Origin of the sequence: Klebsiella sp. CN_Kp066 (assembly GCF_040065135.1) — a bacterium.
Classification (GTDB): domain Bacteria; phylum Pseudomonadota; class Gammaproteobacteria; order Enterobacterales; family Enterobacteriaceae; genus Klebsiella; species Klebsiella oxytoca.
On sequence record NZ_JBEAIU010000051.1, the window covers coordinates 49,393 to 75,037 of the forward strand.

A 25,645-nucleotide genomic window follows, 5' to 3' on the forward strand; every position below is an offset into this window, starting at 1 on the left:
TCTGGTTGAGAGGTGAATGTACGTGTTAAGCGCAGGACGCCTGATGAGAAAACGCTTTGTTATTGCAATAATGTTGCTGAGCAGCCTGATCGTCGCGGGGTGTTCCAGCTCATCCGATTCCGGGTCCACCTACACCGTGAAGCGCGGCGACACGCTGTACGCTATTTCACGTTCCACTGGCACCAGCGTCAGGGATCTCGCCCGTCTCAATAATATTTCACCTCCCTATACCATCGAGGTTGGGCAAAAGCTGAAGCTGAACAGTGGTTCAGGGGCCACGGCGAAGGCGGGGGCATCCGGCAAGAAATCCTCCGCGAAGCGCACCGCTGCCGTGACGCCATCTTCGGCGGTGCCGCAATCCTCCTGGCCGCCGGTCGGGCAACGCTGCTGGCGCTGGCCGACCAGCGGCAAAGTTATACTGCCGTACTCCACCAGCGATGGCGGCAATAAAGGTATCGATATTGCCGGTAAGCGCGGCCAGCCGGTGTATGCGGCAGGGGCGGGCAAAGTGGTGTACGTGGGTAACCAGCTGCGCGGCTACGGCAACCTGATTATGATTAAACATAATGAGGACTATATCAGCGCCTATGCACACAACGACAAGCTGATGGTGAATAACGGCCAGAGCGTGAAGATCGGCCAGCAGATTGCCACCATGGGCAGCTCGGATGCGGATTCCGTACGCCTGCACTTCCAGATTCGCTACCGGGCGACGGCGATCGACCCGCTGCGCTATTTGCCGCCGCAGGGCAGTAAGCCTAAGTGCTAAAAGGTTATTTTATCGACAGTTAGCCTGTTATGGGCTTGTCAGCGGGTGCGTAAGGTCTATAATGACCCTCGCACCTCCTCGCGGGCGTAGTTCAATGGTAGAACGAGAGCTTCCCAAGCTCTATACGAGGGTTCGATTCCCTTCGCCCGCTCCAGACTCAAGTCTCCTGAAGTCTATCAAACTCAATTTTCCCTTGATAAATCAGCAGTTATAGCATTCTATTAGTCTATTGAACTCAATTGTACTCCCCCAGGGTCAAGCTCAATGTGGGGGTATGGATGGGGGTATAATTGTACCCCCTGCTGAGAGGTACCCCAATGAAGCTGACTGCTCGTCAGGTTGAAACTGCTAAACCCAAAGAGAACCCCTGGAAACTGGCTGATAGCGTTGGTTTTTAAGGAAATCGCCGATGCTCAAAGAAAATTTCAACGAACTGCAAATCTTTCTTGTAGTAGCAAGGGAGCGAAGTTTCACCAAAGCGGCGGGTAAACTGGGCGTTTCTCAGTCTGCACTCAGCCACGCGATGAAGGCCCTGGAGGAAAGGCTGAATATACGCCTTCTGACCCGTACGACCCGAAGCGTTGCCCCTACAGAAGCCGGTGAGAGAATTATTGCCTGCCTTGAACCGCGTATTGCCGATCTTGAGCAGGAGCTGGAATCGCTGGTTCAACTGAACGGCACCGCCTCCGGCAATATTCGTTTATCTGCCGGGGAGCATGCCGCGCGAAGTCTGGTATGGCCGAAGTTAAAACCCTTCCTCAGGGAATATCCGGAAATCAATCTCGAACTGGAGGTGGATAACGGCTTTGTCGATATTGTTGAGGGGCGTTTTGATGCCGGGATCCGCCTGGGCGAAAGCGTGGATAAGGATATGATTGCGGTAAGAATTGGCCCGGACATGAGAATGGCAGTGGTGGGAGCGCCGTCTTATTTTGCTGCAAACACTGCACCTGAAACGCCGCACGAGCTACAAAATCACCGGTGTATCAATATGCGCCTGCCGACAGCCGGTGGTCTTTACCACTGGGAGTTTGAGAAGGATGGAAAACCGTTACGGGTCAGAGTAGAAGGGCAGGTCACGTTTAATCTGCAAGCGGAACGAATTGATGCGGCGTTATCCGGTTTTGGCATTGCCTGTATACCCGAAGACAGGGTGCAGGATTATATCAAGTCAGGAGAACTTATTCAGGTTCTGCAGGACTGGTGTCCGTCTTTCCCCGGATATTATCTTTACTATCCGAGCCGTAAGCAGCATCCGCCCGCTTTTGCGCTGATGATCGATGCACTTCGCTACGTGGAATAATGGGTCCGATATTTACTGCGGACCCGTCTAAGAATCAACTACCTGCATAGGATATTTGCAAGGGGAGCTTACAGATATTGACTCAGCAGTGCCTCAAGACTGTTCTGGTCCACGGCAAACAGGCGAATACCTTCGGCGAGCTTTTCCACTGCCATCGCATCCTGATTATGAGCCCAGTAGAACTCAGCCTCGGTCATCGCTGTGGGCTTCGCCTGGATTTCACCTTCATACGTCAGCGGCATTGGTACCGCCCCCTGAGTTTGCTGCAACTGCGCCAGCAACGCCGGGGAAACGGTCAGACGATCGCATCCGTTAAGCGCCAGCACCTGTTCCGGCGTACGGAAACTGGCCCCCATCACCACGGTGCGGTAGCCGTGCATTTTATAAAAGCGATAGATCTTCTGCACTGATTCGACACCCGGATCGTTCTCGACGGTGAAGGTGGTATCAGGGTTGTTTTTCTTGTACCAGTCGTAGATACGGCCCACAAACGGGGAAATCAGGAAAACATTGGCATCGGCACAGGCTCTGGCCTGGGCAAAGGAGAACAGTAGCGTGAGGTTACACTGGATACCCTCTTTTTCCAGCGTTTCTGCGGCACGGATCCCTTGCCAGGTGGCAGCAAGCTTAATCAAAACCCGATCTTTGCCAATACCTTTCTCTTCATACAGTGCAATAATTTCCCGCGCTTTAGCAATACTGGCCTGGGTATCAAACGAGAGGCGAGCATCCACTTCAGTTGAAATACGACCCGGAACGTTTTTCAGGATCAGCACCCCGATACTCACCGCCAGGTAATCGGCAATATCCGCAGGCTGTACCGGCTTTCCATTCTGGCGGGACTTCACTGCCGCGACGGCATCTTTCACCAGTTTCTGGTATTGCGGAAGCTGCGCCGCTTTATAAATAAGCGAAGGGTTGGTGGTCGCATCTTCAGGCTGGTAAGCCATAATGCTGTCAATATCCCCGCTGTCGGCAACAATTGTGGTTCGCTGCTTTAGTTGTTCAAGCTGATTCATGGCATAAACCTGTATTTCATAATTGGGCAGCAAATAGCAAGGAGGGGCCAGAGCCCGCTCCTTATTGCTAAGCTGGATAGGTGGTTATTTTGCCTGCGCGACGCGGGTGGTCAGGCCTGGCATATTGAAGCACTCTGCTTCGTTCTGGATCATATCTTTAATTTTATTAACCACATAACGCTCGGGTTCGACACCAAACGACTTCAGATTAGCAAACATGGTCTGCATCTCTTTGACTACCGCTGGTTTTTCGTAGTTGTAGTGGCCGCTGAGTTCGAGAATCTCTTTCAACAATTCCGGCTCGTTAAAGATCTGTTCCTCGGACTTATTTTTGTGCTCATCGGTCATCCATTTTTCCCATTTGTGGCTCAGCACGCACTCGCGGGTCAGGACGGTTTTTAAATCAGATGCTGACTTGATAAAGCCTTTCGCTGCCAGATCTTTCTCGACTTCCGCCAGCTTCAGATAAGCGCGGGTTTCAATGGTGCCGTAGGCTGGGGCGACGTTCATTGCCGTGATGCCCAGACCTGGATGTTTCAACAGGATCTCATCCGGAAGATAGTCACCATTATGCTCTTTCAGACCGACGCCGTGACGGGTGCTGATAGCCGAAAGCTCTGCGGACTGCTTATCATTAAAATGGCCAACGTTTTTGGTCAGGCGGGTCAGGGTTCCGGTCTGACCAACGATAAACAGCGGCTGCGGTAGCGATTCGGCAGCAAGACGCTTATTCAGCTCAATAATAAACCCTTCATAGGCGCTGACGTCGGTCAGGCCGCCATTGGTCTCTTCAGTTCCGACTTCATAGAAGAACTCCTTCAGGTTATTTGCCTTACGGTACTCTTCGCAGAAGCGGATCAGCTCAACGGTACGACTCAGCACCAGTTCGATATCAATGACTTTACCGACGACATACGGGTCTTTTGTCGGGTCGATATGCAACAGGTCGAAACCGGCGTCCATATCTACCTGATAAGAGCGGCGCGCTAGCGCCATCGCTTCGGCTTCCGGAATATGGTCTTTACGTTCTTTATCACGCTGCCATGGGCCACCATGGTCACGACAGAGGAAGTAATCACCGTCGAAGCCGACTTTTTCCGCCATCGCTTTCAGGTCGGCGGCAAAGCGAAATTGATCCCAGTTGTTAACGTAACCCGCGCCAAACTCATCTGCATCAACCTGGTTGCGGCTGGCAATAAACATCAGCGGCAGGTCTTTTTCTTTACCCAGCTCAAAACAGGCCTGAATTAATGCCGGAGACATGGGGCCAATTCCCAGCATTGTTGATTTTCCACCGTTAACAATATAATCGACGTACTGTTTCATTGTGTTTTTCATGATGACTCCTCAGACTTTATTCATATCAGAAGTGATTGTTTTTTTAGCCGACTCTTTTTTTACCGGCTCGCTTATGTTGGGGCGCAGAATATATAGGCAGATTGCGGTGACAATAACGCCGATAACCATATCGATGGCATACCATACAGGTGCTTTATTGACGCCTGCGATAGCAATTAACCCGCCGTGGGGAACCATAGATTCAACGCCGTGAACCATTGCCAGGCCAGCACCGACAGCGCTGCCGATAATTATTGATGGCAGAACGGTCTTCAGGTTTTTAACGGCGAAAGGAATGGCGCCCTCGGTAATGCCAATTAACCCCATAAAGGCAGCAGAGGTTCCCATTCGTCTTTCATCTTCAGCCCATTTACGTGGTGAAATAAAAGTAGAGAGAGCAATGCCCAGTGGCGGAATAGCGCAGGCAACACGGTAAGCGCCGTTAGGACCATAAATACCTTCAGCCATTAATGCGAGAGTAAATGCCGTTGCGGTTTTATTTACCGGGCCACCCATATCAAAGGCTGCCATGGCACCGACAATCAGACCAAGTACCAGTCCACTGCTTCCCTGCATATGGGAGAGCATGGAAACCAGCCATTTCATGGCAAAACCGATGGGTCCAATCAGTACATACAGATAGAGCATGCCGACGATGACGCTTGAGACGATAGGAATAATCATGATCGGCATAACCGGCATCAGCACCTTACCGACTTTCCAGCCTTTTACCCATTTAGCCACGTAGCCGCTGAGAATACCGAGCAGCATCGCCCCCAGAAAACCGGTTACCACGTGATCTGCGCCCAGCGGCGTGCTGGCCATAAAACCGGTGATTAAACCCGGAGTCAGCCCCGGTTTACCGGCGATAGAGTAGGAGATATAAGCCGCCAGCACCGGGATCATCATTCCGAGGCCCGCGCTGCCGATAGCGCCGAGGTTTAATAAGAATGGGTTGGTCACCACCATGCCTTTACCCGCGACCGGCTCACCCCCAATCAAGGAGAGTGCCAGGCAGATACCGCCGACCACCACCACCGGCATCATATATGACACCCCGGTACTGAATGCTTTAACTAAATCATCCTTGATGACTTTCATTTTTTCCGACATTTTCATCCTCCAGGACCCTTTATTTTTATGATGACTGCGATATTCAGGCACAATCATCCCCGGACGCGTTTGCGTCGTAATTTAAATAAAGAGTTCGCAGAAATTTAATTAACGTTATTATTCACCGGTACCGAATGTCGAAAGTAAATAAGGACCGGTGGGTTGTTTTATTGCACCAGTTTTTCAGCCCGGTCAATAATCGCTGCTGGATCGCGAACCACTTCTGCCGGGTTCAGCGAAATAACCAGTCCGGCGTCTTCTTTTTCTTCAAAACGCTCGACGCCTTCTATACCAATAGCAATCGCCAGAATAACCACGTCCGCTTCGGCAATCTCATCTTCGCTTAATTCATTTTCAATTCCCATGCCGCCCTGAGTTTCGACCTTGACGTCATAACCTCTTTTTTTGCACTCCTGCTCGATAGCTTCCTGTGCCATATAGGTGTGGGCGACACCGGTAATGCATGCTGCGACTCCGACAATCTTCATGAGTGACTCCTGATTTTTTATTTGGCTGTGGTTTTAAACATTGCTTAATAAATCCTGATTTCATACGGCCAAAGTATTGGCCATCAGGTTGTAGAGTACGTTGACGTTTTCGGCCTGTTTTATTTCATTGCGGAAATCCTCTTTCATTAGCTTTCGGGCAAGCGTGGAGAAATATTTCATATGCTCATTAGGGTCGGCGGATTTACTCACCGTCAGCATGAATACGGTTTCGACTTCCTGATCGCCCCACATAATGGGCGACGCAAGGGTTGCCATACTGATGGTGGAGTAGTGAATATGGTCTGACTTGGTGTGCGGAATGGCGAAGCCATAGCCCACGGCGGTGGAGAATGAGTCTTCGCGGGCCCAGATATCATCGGTTAATTGATCCCGATTATCGGTGCGATGGTGCAGCCACAGATTGTCGGTCATCTTTTTGATAACTTCGTTTTTATCGCTGGCCTGTAGTCCGCAGAGAATAAACTCTGGAGCGAGGATCGGCTTTTTGCTGACCGCTTTTACGTCCGGTGAACTCAGCGCGACTTTGACATCAGCGGAACGTTTTAACGCCACAATATCCTGTACCAGCCCCTGGCATTTGGCAAAACTCAGCTCCCGCAGCGCATGTTTTACACCCGGAATAGAGGTGCCACTCATGCTGAGTTCGTCAAAGCCCATGCCAACGAACAGCGGCAGAAAATCTTTGCTGGCACCCAGCTCTCCGCAGATACCTATCCACTTGCCCGCGCGGTGGACTTCGGCGGCGGCATACTGCATGGCGCGCAGGAATGCCGGAGCATAGTTATCGTATACCGCCTCAACCTGCGTATTTCCACGGTCGGCGGCAAAAAAGTACTGCGTCAGGTCGTTGCTGCCCACGCTGAAGAAATCTGCGTATTCCGCTATTTCACTAATCGCGAAGATAACGGAGGGGATCTCCAGCATCACGCCGAGCGAGATGCTGTCGTTGAATGCCAGCCCTTCATCACGCATCGTACTTTTGACCTCTTCGAGGACTTCACGGCACCAGATAACTTCATCAACGTTGGCGATCATCGGGATCATGATTTTGGCATCGCCAAAAGCCGAGGCGCTGAGGATAGCCTTGAGCTGCATGGCGAAAAGGTCGCGATAACGCGGATAAGTTCGCACCGCCCGGAAGCCGAGAAACGGGTTTTCTTCTTCGCCGATGCTCATATAGTCGACAGGCTTATCACCGCCAATGTCGAAGGTGCGGAAGATAACCGGCTTCCCTTGTGCAACCTGTATCACCTGGCTGTAGAGCTCAGCCAGTTCGTGGTAGTCCGGTGCGGATTCGCGGTCCATGAATGACATTTCGGTACGAAATAGTCCGATGCCTTCAGCGCCGTTACTGAAGGCTGCCTCGGCTTCCGCCAGGCTGGCAATATTGGCGGCTATCTCAACGCTATGATGATCGCTGGTGGTTGCTGCCTGATAGACGTTAGCCAGCATTTGCTGCTGCATACTCTGCTGAACGGCAATTTCATTCTGGTAATAGCGCAGAACTTTCTCATCCGGTGCGATAATTAAAATACCCGGATTGCCATCGATAATAATGTCCATGTCTGCATTCAGCTGTAGGGTCGAAAAATCAATATCTGTCAGAGTCGGGATACCGAGCGAACGTGCAAGGATAGCGGTGTGCGACGTTTTACCCGTGGCGGATAATACCATCCCGGCAAGAAACTCTTTATTGATCCCGAGAAACTGGCTTGGTGTCAGACTGTTGGCCAGAATAATCGATGGTTGCGTTAATTCAAGACTGTTCTGCGGTAATATACCCGGGCCATAGATCGCAGAAAGTAATTGTCCGGTAATATCGAGAACATCCAGGGTCCGCTCTTTAATGTATTTGCTTGATGAGCGAGTAAGAATTTCACAGAATTCCATTGCAGCTTTAATCACCGCATCCCAGGTATTGTCACCACCGGAAATCGCCGAGGAGATATGGCTTTGAAAGGTCGCATCGGTGATAATGGAAAAATGCGCCTGTAAAATATCGTGTTCAACGCCTTTTTTAATTTCCAGCGCAGCCTGCTTCTCTTGCTTAAGCGCCTCTAAACCCGCCAGAAAAATACGCTGCTGATGCTCCGTGGAATACTCACCGCCCGGGTTACGCGCCAGCATTTCGTCCAGAGACAGACTCTGAATACGAACGGGTTTGGCAATGGCAACACCGCCGCTGATGCGTGAACCCTGAATAAAACTGAGCTGAGTCTCCCGCAGCGAACGCGGGAGATAACCCGCAGGCACTGCGGCTTCATCTGCATGGCTAACCTCGAAGGAGGGCAGTTTTTTAAGCAGCGCACTCAGCTGCTGAGCCGCGTTTGCAGCATCTTTACCGCTGATGGTAATTTCACAGGCGTCGTTGAGTAAGGTATCGGTGGCTACAATCGAGAGAGCGCTTTTACCATTACCCTGAATGCCGCTGCGAATATTATTCCAGCACACCTCAGATTGAAAGGTATTACACAATCGTTCGATATGTCCCGCCGGTCTGGCGTGAATACCATCCTTCAGCTCACATTGATACGTAATTATCTGTGACATCATTGCTCCCGATAATCTTTTAGCCCTGGCTAATTAATTTTTTCTGCAGGTTTGAGTGCCTGCCTTTCATGTTTTATATCCTTCATCGTTCTCAGCTAGCTTTGAATAGAAAAAAAGTGACCTTTGCTTGAATAAAAAAGCCTGATTATTATTTTGTGATCGAGGTCATGAAATTATATAGAATTACTGTGATGTGTGTATTGCGAGATGATTTAAGTAATTGTGATGGCAGCCGTACTATTATTAACGGGTGAGCAGTGGTCACGTAATTGCTATTAAAGTGACTTTCTTTCTATTCAATGGTCATGGGTAATGGAGTACAAAATAATACACACTCTATTTATTTCGTTGTGGTAATTACGATGCATTTTCGTGGAATATTACTGGATTTAGACGGGACGCTGGTGAACTCGCTGGATTTCGTTGAGGCCTCCTGGCGTTTATGGGCCACTACAAAAGAGCTGGATCCGAGGGCGGTATGCCATTATCTCCACGGTAAACCCGCTTTGAGTACGCTGCGCCACTTTATGCCCGATGCCAGCGAACAGATCATCATCGACGAATTTCTCGCGCTGGAAGAGTTTGAAGCGAGCAATACTGACGGCATCACTGCGGTTAACGGGGCTGTTGATTTTCTCCGCCAGCTTGAGCAGTTGCAGGTCCCTTGGGCCATTGTGACTTCCGGGTCGCTGAAGGTTGCCTCAGCACGGATCCGACAAGCCGGTTTCCCCGTTCCGCCGGTGCTGGTGACCAGCGAAGATATTCATCATGGCAAGCCGCATCCGGAGCCGTTCCTGACGGGTGCAGCCCGACTCGGTCTTTCTCCCGCTAATTGCCTCGCTTTTGAAGACTCCACTGCCGGTCTGCTTTCTGCCACCCAGGCAGGGTGCGTGGTGGTTGAAGTCCTGACCCGCCAGTCTGTAGTTCACGATATCGATACCTGGAAAACCATTGATAACTACCTCGACCTGCGCGTAACGCGCAAGGGCGAGGCAGATTTTTTACTTAAGATTCAGAGGGAGTTTTAAATGTCATCACGAAAAACCCTGGCCAATGCCATCCGTATGCTGAGTGTCGATGCCGTTCAGCGGGCAAATTCCGGTCATCCGGGCGCACCGATGGGAATGGCGGATATTGCCGAAGTCCTGTGGCGGGATTTTCTCAACCATAACCCGAATAACCCCGCGTGGGCCAACCGCGACCGTTTTGTACTCTCCAACGGTCACGGCTCAATGCTGCTCTACAGCCTGCTGCACCTTACCGGCTACGATTTGCCGATTGATGAGCTGAAAAACTTCCGTCAGCTGCATTCGAAAACGCCGGGGCACCCGGAAGTGGGTTACACCGCGGGCATCGAAACCACCACCGGGCCGCTGGGGCAGGGGATAGCCAATGCGGTCGGCATGGCTATCGCCGAGAAAACTCTCGCGGCGCAATTTAACCGCCCGGGCCACGACATTGTCGATCACTTCACATATACCTTTATGGGCGACGGTTGCATGATGGAGGGAATTTCTCATGAAGTTTGCTCCCTGGCCGGGACGCTGAAGCTCGGTAAGCTGGTGGCGTTCTACGACGATAACGGCATCTCTATCGATGGTCACGTCGAGGGATGGTTCACCGACGACACCGCCAAACGCTTTGAGGCTTACGGCTGGCATGTGGTACGCGGAGTCGATGGGCATGATCCTGAATCCATCCGTGCCGCGATTGATGTTGCAAAGTCGATTACCACCATGCCGACGTTAATTATCTGCAAAACGGTGATTGGTTTTGGCTCTCCGCATAAAGCGGGTACTCATGATGTCCACGGCGCGCCGCTGGGCGAGGCTGAAGTGGCGGCAACGCGTGAAGCGCTGGATTGGCCGTATCCACCGTTTGTTATCCCCACTGAGATAGCTTCGCAGTGGGACGCCCGCAAATCAGGGCAGGCTAAGGAGGCTGCGTGGAACCAGCAGTTTGCCACATACGCGAAAGCGTTCCCCGAGCTGGCAGATGAATTTACCCGTCGGGTGAATGGGCAACTGCCTGCAGATTTTGCCAGCAAGGCGCAGGCGTTTATTGAAAAATTGCAGGCCAAACCGGCGAAAATCGCCAGCCGTAAAGCGTCGCAGAATGCGATTGAAGCCTTTGGTCCGCTGTTGCCGGAATTCCTCGGCGGATCTGCGGATCTGGCTCCATCGAACCTGACCTTGTGGTCCGGCTCTAAAGCGATTAACGAAGACAGCGCCGGGAACTACATTCACTACGGCGTGCGTGAGTTCGGTATGACCGCTATCGCCAACGGTATTGCGCTGCACGGTGGCTTCCTGCCGTACACCTCGACGTTCCTGATGTTTGTCGAATACGCACGCAACGCGGTGCGCATGGCGGCGCTGATGAAGCAGCGTCAGGTGATGGTTTATACCCATGACTCCATTGGCCTGGGCGAAGATGGCCCGACCCATCAGCCGGTCGAGCAGATTGCCTCACTACGCATGACGCCGAACCTCAGCACCTGGCGTCCCTGCGATCAGGTTGAATCGGCGGTGGCGTGGAAATATGGTGTTGAGCGACAGGACGGTCCGACTGCGCTCATTTTTTCCCGGCAAAACCTGACCCAGCAGGAACGGACCTGGCAGCAGGTGCAGGATATCGCGCGCGGCGGCTATGTTCTGAAGAATTGCGAGGGGCAACCGCAGCTGATCCTTATCTCGACCGGCTCGGAGGTGGAGCTGGCGGTAGCCGCATGGCAGCAACTGACGGCTGAAGGTGTGAAGGCACGGGTGGTCTCCATGCCGTCCACCGATGTCTTCGACAAGCAGGATGCGGCGTATCGTGAAGCGGTGTTGCCGCAGGCGGTTTCTGCGCGTATTGCCGTGGAAGCGGGGATCGCGGATTACTGGTTTAAATATGTCGGGCTGAATGGCGCGATTATCGGTATGCAGACCTACGGCGAGTCCGCCCCGGCGGAACAGCTTTATCAGGAGTTTGGCATTACCGTTGAGGTGGTGTTGCAGCAGGCAAAAGCGCTTCTGGCTTAACCTTTAACGGCCCCTTACATGCTAAGGGGCCGCTTTTCATTAAAGGGAGAGATAACATGTATCCCGTTGACCTTCATATGCATACCCTGGCCAGCACCCACGCCTATAGCACGGTTCATGACTATATCGCCGCCGCGGTGCGTAAACATATTCGCCTGATCGCCATTACCGACCATGGCCCGGAAATGGTTGATGCGCCGCATCCGTTTCACTTTAATAATTTGCGTGTGCTGCCGCGCGTTGTCGATGGTGTGGGGATCCTGCGCGGTATTGAGGCCAATATCAAACCTGGTGGTGAGACCGACTGTAGCGACAAAATGCGTGCGTCGCTGGATTTAGTGATTGCTGGATTCCATAAGCAGGTGTTTGCGCCAGCGGACATTACCACCAATACCGATGCGCTGATTGCAGTAATAGCGAGCGGTAAGGTGCATATTATCAGCCACCCCGGTAACCCGGAGTATCCGATTGATATCCCGGCGGTGGTGGCCGTGGCTAAGGAGTGTCATGTGGCGTTGGAGGTCAATAACGCCTCTTTCGTCCATTCACGTAAGGGCAGTGAGGGGAACTGTCGCAAAATTGTAGCAGCCGTGCGCGACAGCGGCGGACTTCTCTCATTGGGTAGCGATTCACACAGCGCGTTTTCTCTGGGGGACTTTAGCGCCTGTCAGCATCTGCTGGTGGAGGCTGATTTTCCAGCATCAAGAGTGCTGAATACCTCTGTGCGACGAGTGCTGACGTTTCTGGAACAGCACGGCGGGGGGCGGATAGCCGAGCTTTATGCGCTTCCTGGCTAAAAATCTTGTGGGTTAAACCCTCTCCCAATAATGGGAGAGGAAGTTCGGCGTGTCTGTGCGGTTTTGAGACTGGACTGTTAGAGCCAGGGAAAACCACCTACAGGTCAATAACGTTGCCTCGCGGCAGATTTAAAGACTTACGAATGGCGGCGATAACCTCAGTTGGTTTGAGTAACAGCGAATTAATACAAACATTCAGAATACGGCAACCCTCAAAGCGTGAAGGATTATCGATAGTAATATCGGATGCGATGATGGTGAGCTCAGACTCGAAAATATCTTTATCGGTAATTGGATTCTTAAGCCCCAGTACGCCCTGAGTCTCAATTTTGATCGCAAAGTGATACTGCTTCGCCAGTTTTTCCAGCTGCTCTGCGGCCATGTACGTATGCGCCACGCCGGTCGCGCACGCGGTCACCGCCACAATATGCAGATGACGTTCGCTGGAGAAAGGCTGAATCTCATCTCTTGTTGCACGAGTGGTCATGATCTTGCTCCTTTATTTTTGCGGCGGTATTCAAGCGGCGTACAGTCGTTGATATCGCGAAACACCTTGCAGAAATAGTTAGTATCTGTGAAACCGCACTTTTCTGAAACTTCGTTTATTTTCAGATTGGTATTGGTCAGCAGCGTTTTTGAACGTGAAATGCGGGCTAACTTGAGATATTCGTTAAATTTCACGTCTGACTCCTTCGAAAACAGACGCGACAGATAGCCTGGGGAAATATTAAACGTTTCGGCGACGCTTTCCCGGCTAATGTCCGTGTGGTAGTGACTATCGATATGGCTCTTAATTTCGTCCAGCAGTGAGAAGGGAGCCCGCTGGTTATTCAGGCCATCGGTAATTTGATATAGCAGGTCGTTAAGCAGCGCATAGACCAAGTGGGCAAAGGTCTCGCTGGTGGTATCTTGCGACCACGCCAGCGATTCAGCCAGGTCGAGAAGCCGATCGCGAACCGTACTGCTGGAGTTTTGCAGATTGTACTTCTCTACCTCTTTAAACTGCGTGCCATCCCAGTTGCTGATGCTGAAACCGACGTCCTGCTTCCAGAAGACTATCGACATGCAAATAACCGGGCTTTCCCACAGCGGCGAGTTCCAGCTATTGGCGGGGATATAGGTGATGGTGCCGACCGGACGTTCATATTTCACGATGCGGTCCACGCCTTTCGGCAGCAGCATGCGAAGTGTGCCCTTTACCGTCAACTCAATGCGCGGAACGTGCAGATGGTAGGCCATCGCCGGAGCCTGCGTATTGCCGTTAGCTACCATGACGCCTTTGTCTATCGAGCCCTGAGCGCTGAATTCACTGAGAATAGATTGAATAAATGTAGCCATATTATGCCCGAGGTTTGATAACTGTCTTCAGGACTTTCACCGCAAAGGCGGTGGTGATGCTCCCGGCGACCACCGAAACGATGTAGCCAAAATGGTTGCTGACTACCGGTAATACGATAAGTCCGCCCCACGGGGCGGCGTTGGTTGCGCCAAACCATAGTGTGAGGATCGCCGCAACCGCACTGCCAAGCATAATTGCCGGGATCACCCGTACCGGATCCGCCGCCGCAAACGGAATTGCCCCTTCTGTTATCCCCATAAAGCCCATAATTATCGCTGGCTTACCGGCTTCTCGCTCCACATCATTAAAGATGTCTTTAAACAGAAAGGTTGCCAGCGCCAGCCCCAGAGGCGGAGTACAGTCGGCGGCAGCGACTGCCGCCATCAGCTGCGGGTTCGTTGAGATCAGTGCAACAGCAAAGAAAAAAGCGGTTTTATTCATTGGGCCGCCCATGTCAACGGCGATCATGCAGCCCAGGATGGTACCGAGGATAATAAACGACGCGCCCTGCATATTGCCAAGCCAGACGCTAAGCCACTTCATCAGCCCGGCAATCGGGTCGCCAATGATGTAATACACCGCCATGCCGGTGAGGAAGGTCCCGATCAGCGGAATAATAAATATCGGTAATACCATGCGCAGGAAGTGGGGGATTTTAAGCCGGGCGATCAGGTTCAACAGAACATAGACGACCAGCCCGGCAATAATCCCGGAGAGCATGCCGCCTAAAAATCCGGCGCCCATCTGATAAGCCATCAGGCCGCCGATGGCACCCGGCGCGATGCCCGGTTTATCGACCATCGAATACGCGATAAATCCTGACAGGATGGGGATAAACAGGGTTAAGCCAGCCATACCAATTTGCGACATGGCCTTCAGGAAACCATGGTCCGGTACGGCGGCTTCCCCGTTAAACATCACCGCGAGCGCCAACAGAACACCACCAGCGACGACAAACGGGATCATGTAGGAGACACCGGTCATAAAATGTCGTTTAGTATTTTTTAATAGTTTTAACATGTCAGCCTCGTAACGTTTGCTGCTCAGAAGACCAGAGTTCTGGATATCAGCGTGTAAAGCGCTTCCGGGCTTTTTGCCGCTTTAATCTGGCTGACAAATTCATCATTCATGAGCATGCGCGCCAGGCTGGAGAAGTACTTCATATGCTCGTTATCCTGCGCGGATTTGCTAATCGTCAGCATGAACAGGGTATCCACCATGACGCCGCCCCAGGCGATAGGTTGCCTGAGCGTGGCAATACTGACGGAGGAATCCCTGACAGCGTCCGTTTGGGCATGGGGGATAGCAAAGCCCGAGCCAACGACGGTAGGAAAAGGCACTTCGCGAGCCCAGATATCACTGCAGAGCCTGTCACGTGTATTGGTGCGCTGCTGAAGCCACAGGTTATCAACCATCATTTTGATAGCCTCGTTTTTATCAGCGGCGTCAATTCCCCATAAAACCATCTCCGGCGACAGTAGCGGCTTTTGCGCCGCACTAACGCTCGAGTTTTGTAATGCGGCTTTGAACTGTTGTGCGTTGTGATTTTGCAAAAGATTCTGCGTCAGCGACCGGCAATCTCCGGCACTGAGTTGGCCCAGGGCGTGCTTAATCCCCGGAATCGCGGTGCAGTTCATACTCAATTCATCAAAGCCAATGCCGATAAGCAGTGGGAGAATGGTTTCGTCAGCAGCGAGTTCACCGCACAACCCGACAGGCTTACCGGCGCGATGAGCCTCTTTCACTGCGAATTGCAGGGCGCGTAAAAACGGTGGCGTGCAACTGTCATAAAGCGTTTTTACCTGTGCATTACCTCGGTCTGCGGCGAAAAAGTATTGCGTCAGGTCATTACTGCCCACGCTGAAGAAATCCGCATGTTCTGCCATCTCTGCCATAGAAAAGAGTACCGAAGGTACTTCCAGCATGATTCCGAGCGCTGTCTGTTCATCAAATGCCAGACCCTCGTGGCGCATCTCCTGTTTAACCGATTCCAGTACCTCACGACACCAGATAAGTTCTTCCACCCGAGAAATCATCGGCAGCATAATTTTGGCTTTACCTGATGTTGAGGCGCTCAGAATAGCCTTCAGTTGGGTGGAAAAAAGGTCGCGATATTGCGGATAAGTACGCACTGCCCGGAAACCAAGAAACGGGTTTTCTTCATTGTCGACGCTTAGGTATCCAACCGGTTTATCACCGCCGATATCGAAGGTGCGAAAGATAACGGGCTTCCCCCCTGCCAGAGTAACAACCTGTTTATACAGGTTTGTCAGTTCAGCGCAGGAGGGCGGGTAATCGCGGCCCATATATGTTATCTCGGTGCGAAACAGGCCGATGCTTTCCGCGCCGTTTTCAAAGGCCGCCTGCGCTTCGGCCAGGCTTGCAATATTAGCGGCTACCTCTACGCGATGCCCATCGCGGGTTCTTGCGGGCGCTAAAGCATTTTCCCGCAGCCGCTGCTGCATATCCTGCTGGACGGCAATTTCATGACGGTAGTAGCGCAGAACTTTCTCATCCGGATGGGTAATCAGGATCCCCGGCTCACCATCAATGATTATCAGCTGATCGACATCGAAATCCAGCGATGAAAAATCGATATCCGCCAGGGTTGGGATACCTGACGAACGAGCCAGTATGGCTGTATGGGAGGTTTTCCCCGTAGAGGAGAGCACCAGACCTGCAAGGTGTTTGCGGTTTAGCGCCAGAAACTGGTTGGGGGTCAGATGACTGGCGAAAACAATTGTCGGTTCATTTAGCAAAGGTGGGTGGTAAGCCAGAGCCTGTTCGCCATAGATCGCACTGATGAGCTGCGTCGCAATATCAAGAATATCCAGGGCGCGCTCCTGCAGATACTGGCTAGGCGAGCGCTCAAGCTGATGGCAAAAGTCAAGGGACGCCTGCGCGATGGCCGACCAGGCATTCATGTTGTTATTCAGATAACCGATCGCACTATCCTGAAATGCGATGTCGGTTATCAGAGATAGATGTGCCGCAATAAGATCGTGTTCAATACCCTGGTTTTTTGCGAGGGCGGCTTCTTGCTCTACGCGTAATGAATCTAACCCGGCAAGAAAGCGGGCTTTTTCACTTTCAATATTGCCGATATACCCTGGATTGCGGGCGATAATATCGGTGAAAGTCAGGCTCTGCATTATCTGTGGTCTGGCGATGGCTGCGCCTTTATTTATGCGAGTTCCCTGAATCACCTGTGGGTTCAACTCGCGCAGGCAGCGGGGCAGATACCCCTGCGTGGTTATTGGTTCCGGTTCAAGGCTAAAAGTCGGGAGATCGGAAAGCAGCGTGCGCAATTGGACTGCGGCCTGCGTTTCATCCTCTCCGCAAAGGGTGATGCGGCATGTATCGTTTACCAGCGTGTCACTGGCAATCAGCGAGAGGGCGCTTTTCGCATTTGCCAGTAGTCCCGTACGGGTGTTTTCCCAGTCGATATCTGCCCGGAACAGATTACATAGCCGCGCGATGTATCCGGCAGGCCGGGCATGAACACCTTCGTGAAGCTCACATACATAGGTTATAACCACCGCCATCTCGACTCCTGAATGCCTTCGCGCGTCAATGTGTTGCCGATCTCGCTATCTTTCCCTGTTCGCAACGGTGATGACATAGTAAAAAAGTGACCTTTTCTTAAAAATAGTAACCTGATTGTGATTTTGTGACTTTTGTCATATTTATGAATGATTAATTCTCAATTACTTGTTTGATTTAGTTTGTTTTTTTTTTCTGGCTTTTGAACCGTTTTTGCAATATGGATCACAAATTTAAAGCTAATACAAACAGGTTCATGAAATGGTGCGGGGGTAGGCAGGATAATCTGTTTCCGGCATGTCTATTCACGACTTCTCCGGCGGCATCTATCACTATGGCGTTAGCAGATATGTATCTGATTCAAAAATATCTGAGTTATCTGCCTGATTAATCAAACGAAATAAGGGTCCGCAATAGAGCACGGACCCGTCCGGGTATTAACGGCCCACGCGAGCCTGATGCTCAGGAGAGTAACGCTCGCCGACGATTTTAATCGTTTCAAGCGCCTGGGTTATCTGCAGTGAGTCATCCTGTGAAAGAATGATGTCGGCAGCCCCCAGATTTTCCTCCAGCCGGTGCATTTTGGTTGTACCAGGGATAGGAACAATCCACGGCTTTTGTGCCAGCAGCCATGCCAGAGCGATTTGTGCAGACGTCACACCTTTCTCTGCCGCCAGTTCACCCAGCAATGAGACCAGCTTTTCATTGGCTTCAATCGCCTGCTCGGCGAAACGCGGCACAGTGCTACGGTAATCATCCATGCCAAAAGTTGTTCCTGGCTTAATAGATCCCGTCAGGAAGCCTTTGCCTAATGGGCTGAAGGGAACGAAACCAATGCCCAGTTCCTCCAGTAACGGCAGGATCTCCCGCTCCGGTTCGCGCCACCACATTGAGTATTCGCTTTGCAGGGCAGTGACCGGTTGTACGGCATGCGCACGACGAATGGTTAGCGCGCCAGCCTCGGACAGACCGAAATGTTTAACTTTGCCTTCAGCGATCAGATCTTTTACGGTACCCGCAACATCTTCGATGGGTACATCCGGATCGACACGGTGTTGATATAGCAGGTCAATGACATCAGTCTTAAGACGGCGTAATGATCCTTCCACCGCTTCACGGATATGCTCTGGACGGCTGTTTAAAATCTGCTGCTTGTTGTCGTCGCCAAAAGTAAAACCAAACTTAGTGGCGATGACCACGCGGTCACGAAATGGTTTTAAGGCTTCGCCAACAACCTCTTCATTAAGGAAGGGGCCATACACTTCAGCGGTATCGAAGAAGGTGACGCCACGTTCAACCGCTGCGCGAATGAGCTCGATAGCCTGATGAGTATCGGTCGCCGGGCCGTAGCCGTGGCTTAATCCCATGCAACCGAGCCCAAGCGCGGAGACTTCGAGTCGGGATTGACCCAGATAACGTTTTTGCATTGAATGAATACCTCTTTTATCGCGACTTAAACGTCCAGTTTGCGGCTGGCCAACCATTCAACTCTGGCAGGATCGCGGTGGGAGAAGAAAGCGCTGGTGGCGGTATCGATAGCGGTAATCTGCAGCATATCTTCAGCGCTGAGTTCAAAATCGAGAATGTTGATGTTCTCTGCCATACGTTCTTTGCGCACCGACTTCGCCAGTGAAACGATGCCTCGCTGGAAAATCCAACGCAGCACAACCTGGCCCACGCTTTTACCGTATTTCTGGCCAATCGCCGTTAACATGGGATGCTCAAACAGACCATTTTTTCCTTCTGCAAACGGAGCCCAGGCTTCCGGCTGAATGCCACGGCTTTGCATCCATGGCACGGCATGCAGCTGCTGGTTGAAGGGGTTAACTTCAACCTGGTTTACCGCCGGGGAAACGTTGTTGAAGGCGATAAGGTCGGCCAGTCGGTCAGGATGGAAGTTGCTGACGCCAATGGCGCGAATTTTGCCTGCCTGCTGCAGTTCCTCCATAGCACGCCATGCCCCATGGACATCGCCATAAGGCTGGTGAATCAGATACAGGTCGACGTAATCAAGTTGCAGCCGATTCAGAGAGCGTTCGAACTGGGCTTTAGCGCCTTCGTAATTCGTATCCTGCAGCCACAGTTTGGTCGTCACAAAGAGCTCGTTACGGGCGATACCGCTCTGTTTCAGCGCGTTCCCGACCTGGGTTTCATTCTGGTAAGACGCGGCGGTATCGATCAGGCGGTATCCCGTATCGATGGCATCAATAACGGCTCTTTCGCATTCAGCAGCATCCGTCATCTGGAAGACACCAAAGCCCAGCAGGGGCATTTCAATACCATTGTTCAGTTTTACAGTTGGCATGACGTTATCCTTCAGCTGTTGTGTTGGAAAAGCATAACGTAAAGTGATTTATTCGATTAGATGGGGTAATTAGCTAGGGCTTATTAGATGTGTTCATTAATTTTGTGAAGGGCAGGCGCTCAGCTGCGTGCCATGCGCGGACGCTGCAGAATATTGCGCTTTCGGCTCGAAGCTGACTGAGGTAACGTAGCAGAAATATTTATCCGGACTCAACCAAAATGCCTGCCATCGAAACGTTTATTACTTTCCTTTTCGCGCTGACGCTTCTGGAGATTTCTCCGGGGCCAGACATGATGCTGACTATCGCCAGAGGAGTCGGGCAGGGAAGACGTATCGCGCTGCTTACGGTTGTGGGCAATGTATTTGTAGCAGGATTTGTGCAAGTTTCTTTTCTTGTTCTGGGGCTGGTAACCGTTGTACATGCCTGGCCGGTTGCGCTGGATCTGCTAAGGTGGGTTGGTGCGGCTTATCTGATGTGGCTGGGCATAAAAATGATTGCGACTTCAGGTACTGATACGCGGCTGCGAAAAACGGCAAAAATTTCTGACTGGAATGCCGTAAAGGAAGGCGCTCTGAACAGCCTGACTAATCCAAAATCTCTGCTGTTCATGTTTGCTTTTCTTCCTCAGTTTGTCGATCCCACCGCGGGTCCTGTCTGGCTGCAATTGCTTGTTCTGGGTAGTATCCAAAAGCTGGCAGGAATTGTTTCCCTGGGGTCAGTCGCGATGGCATCAGGAACATTTGGAAACTGGCTGGGTAAACACCCAGGCTTTATCAAATGGCAGGAGCGATTTACAGGAGTTGTCATGATAGGCCTCGGTATCCGCATGTTGTTTAGTGGGTCTGGCGTAGTATCGAAATCTGCCAGTTAAGTTTTACCGCAACGGTCAACCCAGTGAACTCACAGCACAACGCAGACATTCACGCTCATTAGCTTTGCGCCAACATGAGACAATTTTAATTTTGATGAAGCTGACGTTTATATTGAGCCTCTGTCCGATCCTGATTACCCGTCCTGTCGTTGTGATAATCCCCAAGGAACCAACCTATACCCTCCTTCTACAGTTGTTATAGAGTTCCTTCCTGACGCTCAGAAAGGGGGCTTACGCTCAGAAAGACGGAAAGAAAGTTATTGATGATGCAGGCCAAAGAGTGAATTAAGCATCACAAGGCGAATATCCCCCAGTTTAATTGACGACCAAAACAATGGCTGATTTATACGAAATGAACTCTCCCAACAGGAACTGGCATGAGCAAAAACTTGCAATAAAAACGCTTTGGGCAGCCATGTTACATTGTTTGCGCTGAGTCTTTTCCGTGATCCTATTCGTACTTTGGCGGGGCGCTTTACATCACAAAATTCAAAATCCACTCCTGTACAGGTATCTGATGAGCGAGTAAAAGTGTACTCTTTTGAGTATTGCATCTGAGCGTGTCGCTCGAATGACTTATGATGCCTCTTGTTATATATGGATAACCGCTATGCCAAAAGAGAACAAAAATCCGAAGCTACGTAACTACGATCCTCGTTTTATCTACTCTCTTGTTGTTAAGCGTTACTTCTCTGAAATGAAGACAAAAATAGAAATTGCTGAGGAGCTCGGTCTGTCTCGCTTCAAAGTTGCACGCCTGATTGATGAAGCCATTGCGCAAGAGTATGTAAAATTTACTTTTCCTAAACAGCAGGCTCTGGACGAGGAAATAGCGCAAAATTTGTGTAAAAAATACGGATTGCAGGATGCCGTTGTGCTCTCTGTTTCTGAATCCTGGTCTTCGCAGGAACAATTAAACGTCAAACTGGGAGGGATAACGGCGACCTACTTGAGTGAAATTCTCAAAGAGGGAATGAAGTTTGGTCTCGCCTGGGGGCGCGTACTCTCAAGCACGGTGAGTCAACTGACGACATTACCTGTTCTGGATGTGGTTCAGCTTTCTGGCGTTCATCCAGGCATTGAATTTAGTCAGGGGCCCATTGATTTGATTCACAAAGTTGCTGCTATTTCCCACGGAAGAGCGCACCCAATGTATGTCCCTATGTGGGTGGATGACGAAAGTTTAGCCCAGAAACTCGCAGACGATCAGGCTGTTCAGGATACGCAAAAGTTTTACTCAAGTATGGATGTCGTTATTACGGGCATTGGGGCCTGGAAAACCGGTTCTTCCAGTCTGTGCGATATATTCCCTGAAGCATGGCGTGAGACTTTAATGAGCCAGGACATTACCGCTGATGTATGCGTAACCCTGGTAAATAGTAAAGGGGAAATACTCGATAGCCCGCTAAACCGCCTGGGGTTCGGCATTACGACAGAACAATTGCGGGCCACAAAGAAACTGATTGGGGTTGCTGGGGGGGACGAAAAATATGAAGGCATTGTTGCCTCTCTCAAATCAGGCCTTCTGAATGTGCTGATCACTGATTTTGATACGGCTATCAAACTGCTGGATTAATAGCCGCTAGCGCTTTACGCCACGCCGGTATTATTCAATATCGGCGTGGCGTTCCTTCATCGTCTGGCTTGTTTCATTAAGATTGGCCATTAATGACTGCACAATAGTGTCATAGGTCAGTAGGGAAGCCTGTTCGAACAGAGAACCCATCGGTTGGGCGCTGTGACCTGCCGGGATAGTGAGTATGTAATCTGCCAGAGTTGCCAAAGTTGAATCTGGTTCGGTAGTGATGAGAGCGATATACACGCCATTATTCTTTGCTATTTTCACCTGGTTGATCAGGCGTTGGGTCTCTCCGGAGCCTGAACCAACGATCATCAAGTCGTTTTTGCGAGAATGTGGAGAGCTAATTTCTCCTACCACGCTGACGGACAGACCAAGGTGCATCAGTCGGTTAGCAAAAGCATTTATCATTTGTCCTGAGCGACCAGCACCGGCAAGAAATACATGTCCGGCAGTGATAATAGAATCAACCAGTGTGTTAAATTCTTGCTCATCGATTTTATCCAAAAGCGAAGATAACTCGTTTAAAACGAGGGCGTACTTTTTCATGATGGTCATTCTTTTATTAAAAAAAAGGCAGATAGGGGATATCTGCCTTTTGTTTATCAGGATGCTACAAGCATCTCTTCAACATATTTCCCGACTTCGTGCGTTTTAAGGTTACGGCACGACTCGATGAACGAAATATCCTGGAAGAGCGTAAAGAGGCGGCGCAGCACAGACATATGCTGATCGCTGGTGGCGAATGCGAGATTAAACATAATGCCGCATTCCACGGTGAGGTCAGCATCTTCCATCTGACCAAACACGACTCCTTTATCAAAACGCACGATGCTTATGCTGTTGGTTTTTACCAGCGTATAGTCTGCATGCGGGATGGCAATGCCCTGACCGTTCGCCATCAATAAACCAGTTGGATAAGTCTTCTCACGCTCCAGGCAGGCCTGAATATATTCGGGAGTGATATAGCCTTTTTCCAACAGCTTCTGGCCGGCAAACTCAATTGCCGCATGCCAGTCAGCGATCGTACCCTCGACATCATTTACCAGAATCTCAAGTTTCATTATTCACCTACTTAAGCATTTCTTCTTTAACAGCATCAAAAATTTCATCTTCGCCCAGGCCCGTTAACAGGCCTGCACCCACAATCACACGAGTGGTGATCCCTGGGTTATCCAGCTTGGTTGAAGAAACAATCAGGTCATAGCTGTTAAACGTGTCCGTGGTGCAGGCCATTAAAGAGGATTTATCGACCTGCGCTTCGATATTCTGTTCTTTCAGGTAGTCCTGTAGGACAGAAACCATAATGGAAGAGGAGGCAATACCGTTCCCACATACAACTAAAATCTTTTTCATTTTCAATTACCTTATGAAGTTTTAAGCCGTTTTTTCTGCCTCAGTTTTTAACTGACGGCGCGCTTTCTGTTTGAGTAAATAGCCTACGGACAGTAGCAACACAGCGGCGAGAGCATAACCTGCGATGCCAACATGGCTGAGTCCAGCAAAGAGACCGGTGAACGGGTTAGCTGAAGGGTTTAGCGATGAGTACATTACGCTGGCATCAGGATTAGTACCGAATTTCTGGAACACTTCATTTGTTGCTGGAGCCATCCAGGATGCGATGTATAAGCCGCCGCCAAACAGGATGATGGAAGTCACCCAGGTACGAATAATGTTGCCATTAAAAACCGGCACCATGCACGCAATAAAGAATACGAACTGCGAGAGGTCCCCCAGCGGCATCACTCGGTTGCCGGGAAGGACAACGGCGAGGATAACAATGACCGGGATCAGCAGCAGTGCAGGCGCAATAACTGAAGGATGACCAACAATCAGCGCGGTATCCATCCCGACAGTGATCTCACGGTCCGGGAAACGTTTAACCAGCTTCTTACGTGCTACGTTGGACAGCGGAACCAGACCTTCCATCATGATGGAGGTCATGCGCGGCAGCAGGAGCATCACGGCGGCAAGGTACATACCCAGTTGCAGGCTGGCAATAATGGTGTGATACGGCGATTCCCAACCATAACCACAGAAGCCAAGAAGAATACCAATAATGAAACCAACCATGGTCGGATCGCCAAGGATACCAAATCGTTTCTGAATACTTTCCGCCGTAACGTTCAGATTACGGAACCCAGGGATGCGATCGTAAATCCAGTTAAACGGATAAGCGAACAGCAAATAGGTGTTTGCAACCGGGTGGGAGATGGCAACGCCTTTTGGCAGGTTGAAGAATTTTTCGTTGTTTTTGGCACCCAGGTCAGCCGCAATAAGTGCCCAGACATGGAACAATGCAGCAGTAAGAACACCGTAGAGGAAGCTGCCGGAGTAAGCGCCAACAATTGCCCCCATAGAGGCATTCTGATGAAGGTTAAACACGTCAACGTTTACGCAGTCCGTGAGACGCGCCACCAGCATGGCAATATTCACCGCGACGCACAGAGGGATAATAATTGCCCCCATACTAGAGCCAAAACCCATTACGGCTGTGGCTGCGCCGCCAACATCAATGGCGCTCAGCGAGGAGCCGGTGGCCTCAGCAAGCCCCGTCACCGCTGGCTGCATTTTTTCAAGCATCAGCTTGATGGTCATGGTTAATGCGATAAAACCAATGCCGACTTTAATGGCTGATGAAATACACTCCGACAGGGGACGCCCCAAAAGTTTCATCAGTATAAGGAAGATGACCGGTATAAAAATAAAGTTACCCAGGTCATTGATAAACTGTGTGATCAGTTCCATTTATTAGCCCTCAGATTTCTCATCATCTGGTCTGAAACCCATATTCCATCGAACATCTTCAGGTTTCGTCAGCAATGCGTTGTCACTGCGTTCTGCTTCCAGTAGATTCTTTTTGGAATTTTCCCTTGCAGTGGCAAAGTCGAACGCGTTGTCATACCAGGCATCAACGATCATTTTTGTGTATTCAAGATCATTAACTCTGCAGCCAAGTCCAATCACCTGCGCATTGTTACTGAGTCTTGCTCGCTTGGCCGAGTAAGGATTAGTGACGGCGACAGCACGAATCCCCCAATGCTTATTTATCTGGCAAGTAAAGCCAATACCGGTTCCGCAAATGTAGATACCGAGGCGGCATTCGTCCTGCTGAATAACACCTGCCATTTCATCCGCAAGACGAGCGAAGTTGTTGAAACCATCTTCTTTTCGTTTAACGGGATCGTACACGACCTCGGCATTTTTCTCTTCTTCGAGGTACTTTTTAATCTCCTCCTTACGATCAAATCCCACATCATCACATGCGATTGCAATTTTCGTTTTCATCTTATCCAACCTGTCATAAAGAACTTAAGCCAAGTATGGGGTTGGTAAATGTTGGTTGTCAACTGAGATCAATATCACAAAATTAGTATGCTGTTGATTTTAAAGGTATTAAAAACCAACAAAAACAAATAAAAACTAATGCATGCCAATTTTTTGATGATGGAAAGAGGAGAGAGTATTAGTAAACTGAAGTGGATAATCTGTATTATATGTATTTAATATATTGATTATTAATGAATTATTACTATTTGGCCTTTGTTCTTATAGTTGAGCGTTACCAGGGACGTACTCTTCTGAC

Annotated in this window: 23 protein-coding genes, 1 tRNA gene and 1 pseudogene; 9 read left to right on the forward strand and 16 right to left on the reverse strand. The window is 50.5% G+C overall.

Translation table 11 applies throughout. The annotated features are described in order from the left end of the window. The first annotated feature begins 43 nt into the window (after positions 1–43). The 4 genes and pseudogenes from actS (at position 44) to ABLV75_RS19895 (ending at position 2,072) form a co-directional block, all read left to right on the forward strand. The gene (gene actS, locus ABLV75_RS19880) at positions 44–769 is read left to right on the forward strand and encodes an amidase activator ActS (protein ID WP_004105542.1); all 726 of its coding nucleotides are present in this window, start codon (positions 44–46) and stop codon (positions 767–769) included. A gap of 80 nt (positions 770–849) precedes the next feature. Further along, positions 850–923: transfer RNA gene (locus ABLV75_RS19885), tRNA-Gly, on the forward strand. A gap of 163 nt (positions 924–1,086) precedes the next feature. Continuing rightward, a pseudogene (locus ABLV75_RS19890) lies at positions 1,087–1,152 on the forward strand (DUF4102 domain-containing protein); the annotation flags it as partial. Between the two features lie 26 nt (positions 1,153–1,178). Continuing rightward, positions 1,179–2,072 (forward strand): LysR family transcriptional regulator, encoded by an 894-nt coding sequence (locus tag ABLV75_RS19895; RefSeq protein WP_004105540.1) that lies wholly within the window; start codon positions 1,179–1,181, stop codon positions 2,070–2,072. Between the two features lie 68 nt (positions 2,073–2,140). Here ABLV75_RS19895 and tal read toward each other — a convergent pair whose 3' ends face one another. From tal to ptsP (ABLV75_RS19920), 5 genes are all read right to left on the reverse strand, one after another. After that, a complete protein-coding gene (gene tal, locus ABLV75_RS19900; protein WP_001515339.1) occupies positions 2,141–3,091 on the reverse strand; it encodes a transaldolase in 951 nt (316 codons plus the stop codon). A gap of 84 nt (positions 3,092–3,175) precedes the next feature. Next, entirely contained in the window at positions 3,176–4,429 is a 1,254-nt protein-coding gene (locus ABLV75_RS19905; protein WP_001515338.1) for a class II D-tagatose-bisphosphate aldolase, non-catalytic subunit, read from the reverse strand. Positions 4,430–4,438: 9 nt separating this feature from the next. Next, positions 4,439–5,542: a PTS fructose transporter subunit IIC gene (locus ABLV75_RS19910; RefSeq protein ID WP_001515336.1), complete on the reverse strand. Its 1,104-nt coding sequence runs from the start codon at positions 5,540–5,542 to the stop codon at positions 4,439–4,441. A gap of 167 nt (positions 5,543–5,709) precedes the next feature. After that, positions 5,710–6,030: a fructose PTS transporter subunit IIB gene (locus tag ABLV75_RS19915; RefSeq protein ID WP_001515335.1), complete on the reverse strand. Its 321-nt coding sequence runs from the start codon at positions 6,028–6,030 to the stop codon at positions 5,710–5,712. Between the two features lie 60 nt (positions 6,031–6,090). Then, positions 6,091–8,601: a phosphoenolpyruvate--protein phosphotransferase gene (ptsP, locus tag ABLV75_RS19920; RefSeq protein WP_004105536.1), complete on the reverse strand. Its 2,511-nt coding sequence runs from the start codon at positions 8,599–8,601 to the stop codon at positions 6,091–6,093. 362 nt (positions 8,602–8,963) lie between these two features. Here ptsP (ABLV75_RS19920) and ABLV75_RS19925 point away from each other — a divergent pair, with 362 nt between their 5' ends. Genes ABLV75_RS19925 through ABLV75_RS19935 form a run of 3 tightly spaced genes read left to right on the forward strand, consistent with a single transcriptional unit; the run spans position 8,964 to position 12,421 of the window. Beyond that, the gene (locus tag ABLV75_RS19925; RefSeq protein WP_024191304.1) at positions 8,964–9,629 is read left to right on the forward strand and encodes an HAD-IA family hydrolase; all 666 of its coding nucleotides are present in this window, start codon (positions 8,964–8,966) and stop codon (positions 9,627–9,629) included. Then, entirely contained in the window at positions 9,630–11,624 is a 1,995-nt protein-coding gene (gene tkt, locus ABLV75_RS19930; protein ID WP_004105531.1) for a transketolase, read from the forward strand. 56 nt (positions 11,625–11,680) lie between these two features. Then, the gene (locus ABLV75_RS19935) at positions 11,681–12,421 is read left to right on the forward strand and encodes a phosphatase (protein ID WP_004105529.1); all 741 of its coding nucleotides are present in this window, start codon (positions 11,681–11,683) and stop codon (positions 12,419–12,421) included. A gap of 97 nt (positions 12,422–12,518) precedes the next feature. Here ABLV75_RS19935 and ABLV75_RS19940 read toward each other — a convergent pair whose 3' ends face one another. The 6 genes from ABLV75_RS19940 to ABLV75_RS19965 all read right to left on the reverse strand — a co-directional run bounded on the left by ABLV75_RS19940 (position 12,519) and on the right by ABLV75_RS19965 (position 19,608). Then, on the reverse strand, positions 12,519–12,908 hold the full coding sequence (locus tag ABLV75_RS19940) for a fructose PTS transporter subunit IIB (protein ID WP_001515329.1): 390 nt from the start codon (positions 12,906–12,908) through the stop codon (positions 12,519–12,521). Then, positions 12,905–13,759 carry an AraC family transcriptional regulator gene (locus ABLV75_RS19945; protein WP_004105526.1) on the reverse strand — a complete coding sequence of 285 codons (855 nt, stop codon included), beginning with the start codon at positions 13,757–13,759 and terminating at the stop codon, positions 12,905–12,907. The genes ABLV75_RS19940 and ABLV75_RS19945 overlap by 4 nt, the downstream gene beginning before the upstream one ends. A 1-nt stretch (position 13,760) precedes the next feature. Further along, positions 13,761–14,780: a fructose-specific PTS transporter subunit EIIC gene (locus ABLV75_RS19950; RefSeq protein WP_004105524.1), complete on the reverse strand. Its 1,020-nt coding sequence runs from the start codon at positions 14,778–14,780 to the stop codon at positions 13,761–13,763. Positions 14,781–14,803: 23 nt separating this feature from the next. Continuing rightward, positions 14,804–17,305 (reverse strand): phosphoenolpyruvate--protein phosphotransferase, encoded by a 2,502-nt coding sequence (ptsP, locus tag ABLV75_RS19955; protein ID WP_004105522.1) that lies wholly within the window; start codon positions 17,303–17,305, stop codon positions 14,804–14,806. Between the two features lie 435 nt (positions 17,306–17,740). Beyond that, complete coding sequence (locus ABLV75_RS19960; protein ID WP_004105520.1) at positions 17,741–18,730, reverse strand: aldo/keto reductase; 990 nt, start codon at positions 18,728–18,730, stop codon at positions 17,741–17,743. Positions 18,731–18,756: 26 nt separating this feature from the next. Next, a complete protein-coding gene (locus ABLV75_RS19965) occupies positions 18,757–19,608 on the reverse strand; it encodes an aldo/keto reductase (protein ID WP_004105518.1) in 852 nt (283 codons plus the stop codon). A gap of 218 nt (positions 19,609–19,826) precedes the next feature. Here ABLV75_RS19965 and ABLV75_RS19970 point away from each other — a divergent pair, with 218 nt between their 5' ends. Next, positions 19,827–20,480 carry a LysE family translocator gene (locus ABLV75_RS19970; RefSeq protein WP_004105516.1) on the forward strand — a complete coding sequence of 218 codons (654 nt, stop codon included), beginning with the start codon at positions 19,827–19,829 and terminating at the stop codon, positions 20,478–20,480. Between the two features lie 610 nt (positions 20,481–21,090). Further along, on the forward strand, positions 21,091–22,056 hold the full coding sequence (locus tag ABLV75_RS19975) for a sugar-binding domain-containing protein (protein WP_004105514.1): 966 nt from the start codon (positions 21,091–21,093) through the stop codon (positions 22,054–22,056). Between the two features lie 30 nt (positions 22,057–22,086). On the opposite strand, the gene hxlB is transcribed toward ABLV75_RS19975, so the two are convergent. Genes hxlB through ABLV75_RS20000 form a run of 5 tightly spaced genes read right to left on the reverse strand, consistent with a single transcriptional unit; the run spans position 22,087 to position 25,347 of the window. Beyond that, positions 22,087–22,608 carry a 6-phospho-3-hexuloisomerase gene (gene hxlB / locus ABLV75_RS19980; protein WP_064406965.1) on the reverse strand — a complete coding sequence of 174 codons (522 nt, stop codon included), beginning with the start codon at positions 22,606–22,608 and terminating at the stop codon, positions 22,087–22,089. Positions 22,609–22,664: 56 nt separating this feature from the next. Then, positions 22,665–23,123, reverse strand: coding sequence for a PTS sugar transporter subunit IIA (locus ABLV75_RS19985; RefSeq protein ID WP_004105511.1), 459 nt, complete (start codon positions 23,121–23,123; stop codon positions 22,665–22,667). A gap of 7 nt (positions 23,124–23,130) precedes the next feature. Further along, positions 23,131–23,415: a PTS sugar transporter subunit IIB gene (locus tag ABLV75_RS19990; RefSeq protein WP_000723161.1), complete on the reverse strand. Its 285-nt coding sequence runs from the start codon at positions 23,413–23,415 to the stop codon at positions 23,131–23,133. Between the two features lie 21 nt (positions 23,416–23,436). Beyond that, positions 23,437–24,807 carry a PTS transporter subunit IIC gene (locus ABLV75_RS19995; protein ID WP_004105509.1) on the reverse strand — a complete coding sequence of 457 codons (1,371 nt, stop codon included), beginning with the start codon at positions 24,805–24,807 and terminating at the stop codon, positions 23,437–23,439. A gap of 3 nt (positions 24,808–24,810) precedes the next feature. Beyond that, the gene (locus ABLV75_RS20000; RefSeq protein ID WP_265782816.1) at positions 24,811–25,347 is read right to left on the reverse strand and encodes an RpiB/LacA/LacB family sugar-phosphate isomerase; all 537 of its coding nucleotides are present in this window, start codon (positions 25,345–25,347) and stop codon (positions 24,811–24,813) included. Between the last annotated feature and the right edge of the window lie 298 nt (positions 25,348–25,645).

Excerpts from the sequence above, each read along its gene's own strand:
- ABLV75_RS20000 (WP_265782816.1), bottom strand. The coding sequence starts at position 25,347 with ATGAAAACGAAAATTGCAATCGCATGTGATGATGTGGGATTTGATCGT.
- ABLV75_RS19985 (WP_004105511.1), bottom strand. The coding sequence starts at position 23,123 with ATGAAACTTGAGATTCTGGTAAATGATGTCGAGGGTACGATCGCTGAC.
- ABLV75_RS19950 (WP_004105524.1), bottom strand. The coding sequence starts at position 14,780 with ATGTTAAAACTATTAAAAAATACTAAACGACATTTTATGACCGGTGTC.
- tal (WP_001515339.1), bottom strand. The coding sequence starts at position 3,091 with ATGAATCAGCTTGAACAACTAAAGCAGCGAACCACAATTGTTGCCGAC.
- ABLV75_RS19910 (WP_001515336.1), bottom strand. The coding sequence starts at position 5,542 with ATGTCGGAAAAAATGAAAGTCATCAAGGATGATTTAGTTAAAGCATTC.
- ptsP (WP_004105522.1), bottom strand. The coding sequence starts at position 17,305 with ATGGCGGTGGTTATAACCTATGTATGTGAGCTTCACGAAGGTGTTCAT.
- hxlB (WP_064406965.1), bottom strand. The coding sequence starts at position 22,608 with ATGAAAAAGTACGCCCTCGTTTTAAACGAGTTATCTTCGCTTTTGGAT.
- ABLV75_RS19935 (WP_004105529.1), top strand. The coding sequence starts at position 11,681 with ATGTATCCCGTTGACCTTCATATGCATACCCTGGCCAGCACCCACGCC.
- actS (WP_004105542.1), top strand. The coding sequence starts at position 44 with ATGAGAAAACGCTTTGTTATTGCAATAATGTTGCTGAGCAGCCTGATC.
- ABLV75_RS19915 (WP_001515335.1), bottom strand. The coding sequence starts at position 6,030 with ATGAAGATTGTCGGAGTCGCAGCATGCATTACCGGTGTCGCCCACACC.
- ABLV75_RS19905 (WP_001515338.1), bottom strand. The coding sequence starts at position 4,429 with ATGAAAAACACAATGAAACAGTACGTCGATTATATTGTTAACGGTGGA.
- ptsP (WP_004105536.1), bottom strand. The coding sequence starts at position 8,601 with ATGTCACAGATAATTACGTATCAATGTGAGCTGAAGGATGGTATTCAC.
- ABLV75_RS19975 (WP_004105514.1), top strand. The coding sequence starts at position 21,091 with ATGCCAAAAGAGAACAAAAATCCGAAGCTACGTAACTACGATCCTCGT.
- ABLV75_RS19925 (WP_024191304.1), top strand. The coding sequence starts at position 8,964 with ATGCATTTTCGTGGAATATTACTGGATTTAGACGGGACGCTGGTGAAC.
- ABLV75_RS19970 (WP_004105516.1), top strand. The coding sequence starts at position 19,827 with ATGCCTGCCATCGAAACGTTTATTACTTTCCTTTTCGCGCTGACGCTT.
- tkt (WP_004105531.1), top strand. The coding sequence starts at position 9,630 with ATGTCATCACGAAAAACCCTGGCCAATGCCATCCGTATGCTGAGTGTC.
- ABLV75_RS19995 (WP_004105509.1), bottom strand. The coding sequence starts at position 24,807 with ATGGAACTGATCACACAGTTTATCAATGACCTGGGTAACTTTATTTTT.
- ABLV75_RS19895 (WP_004105540.1), top strand. The coding sequence starts at position 1,179 with ATGCTCAAAGAAAATTTCAACGAACTGCAAATCTTTCTTGTAGTAGCA.
- ABLV75_RS19960 (WP_004105520.1), bottom strand. The coding sequence starts at position 18,730 with ATGCAAAAACGTTATCTGGGTCAATCCCGACTCGAAGTCTCCGCGCTT.
- ABLV75_RS19940 (WP_001515329.1), bottom strand. The coding sequence starts at position 12,908 with ATGACCACTCGTGCAACAAGAGATGAGATTCAGCCTTTCTCCAGCGAA.
- ABLV75_RS19965 (WP_004105518.1), bottom strand. The coding sequence starts at position 19,608 with ATGCCAACTGTAAAACTGAACAATGGTATTGAAATGCCCCTGCTGGGC.
- ABLV75_RS19945 (WP_004105526.1), bottom strand. The coding sequence starts at position 13,759 with ATGGCTACATTTATTCAATCTATTCTCAGTGAATTCAGCGCTCAGGGC.
- ABLV75_RS19990 (WP_000723161.1), bottom strand. The coding sequence starts at position 23,415 with ATGAAAAAGATTTTAGTTGTATGTGGGAACGGTATTGCCTCCTCTTCC.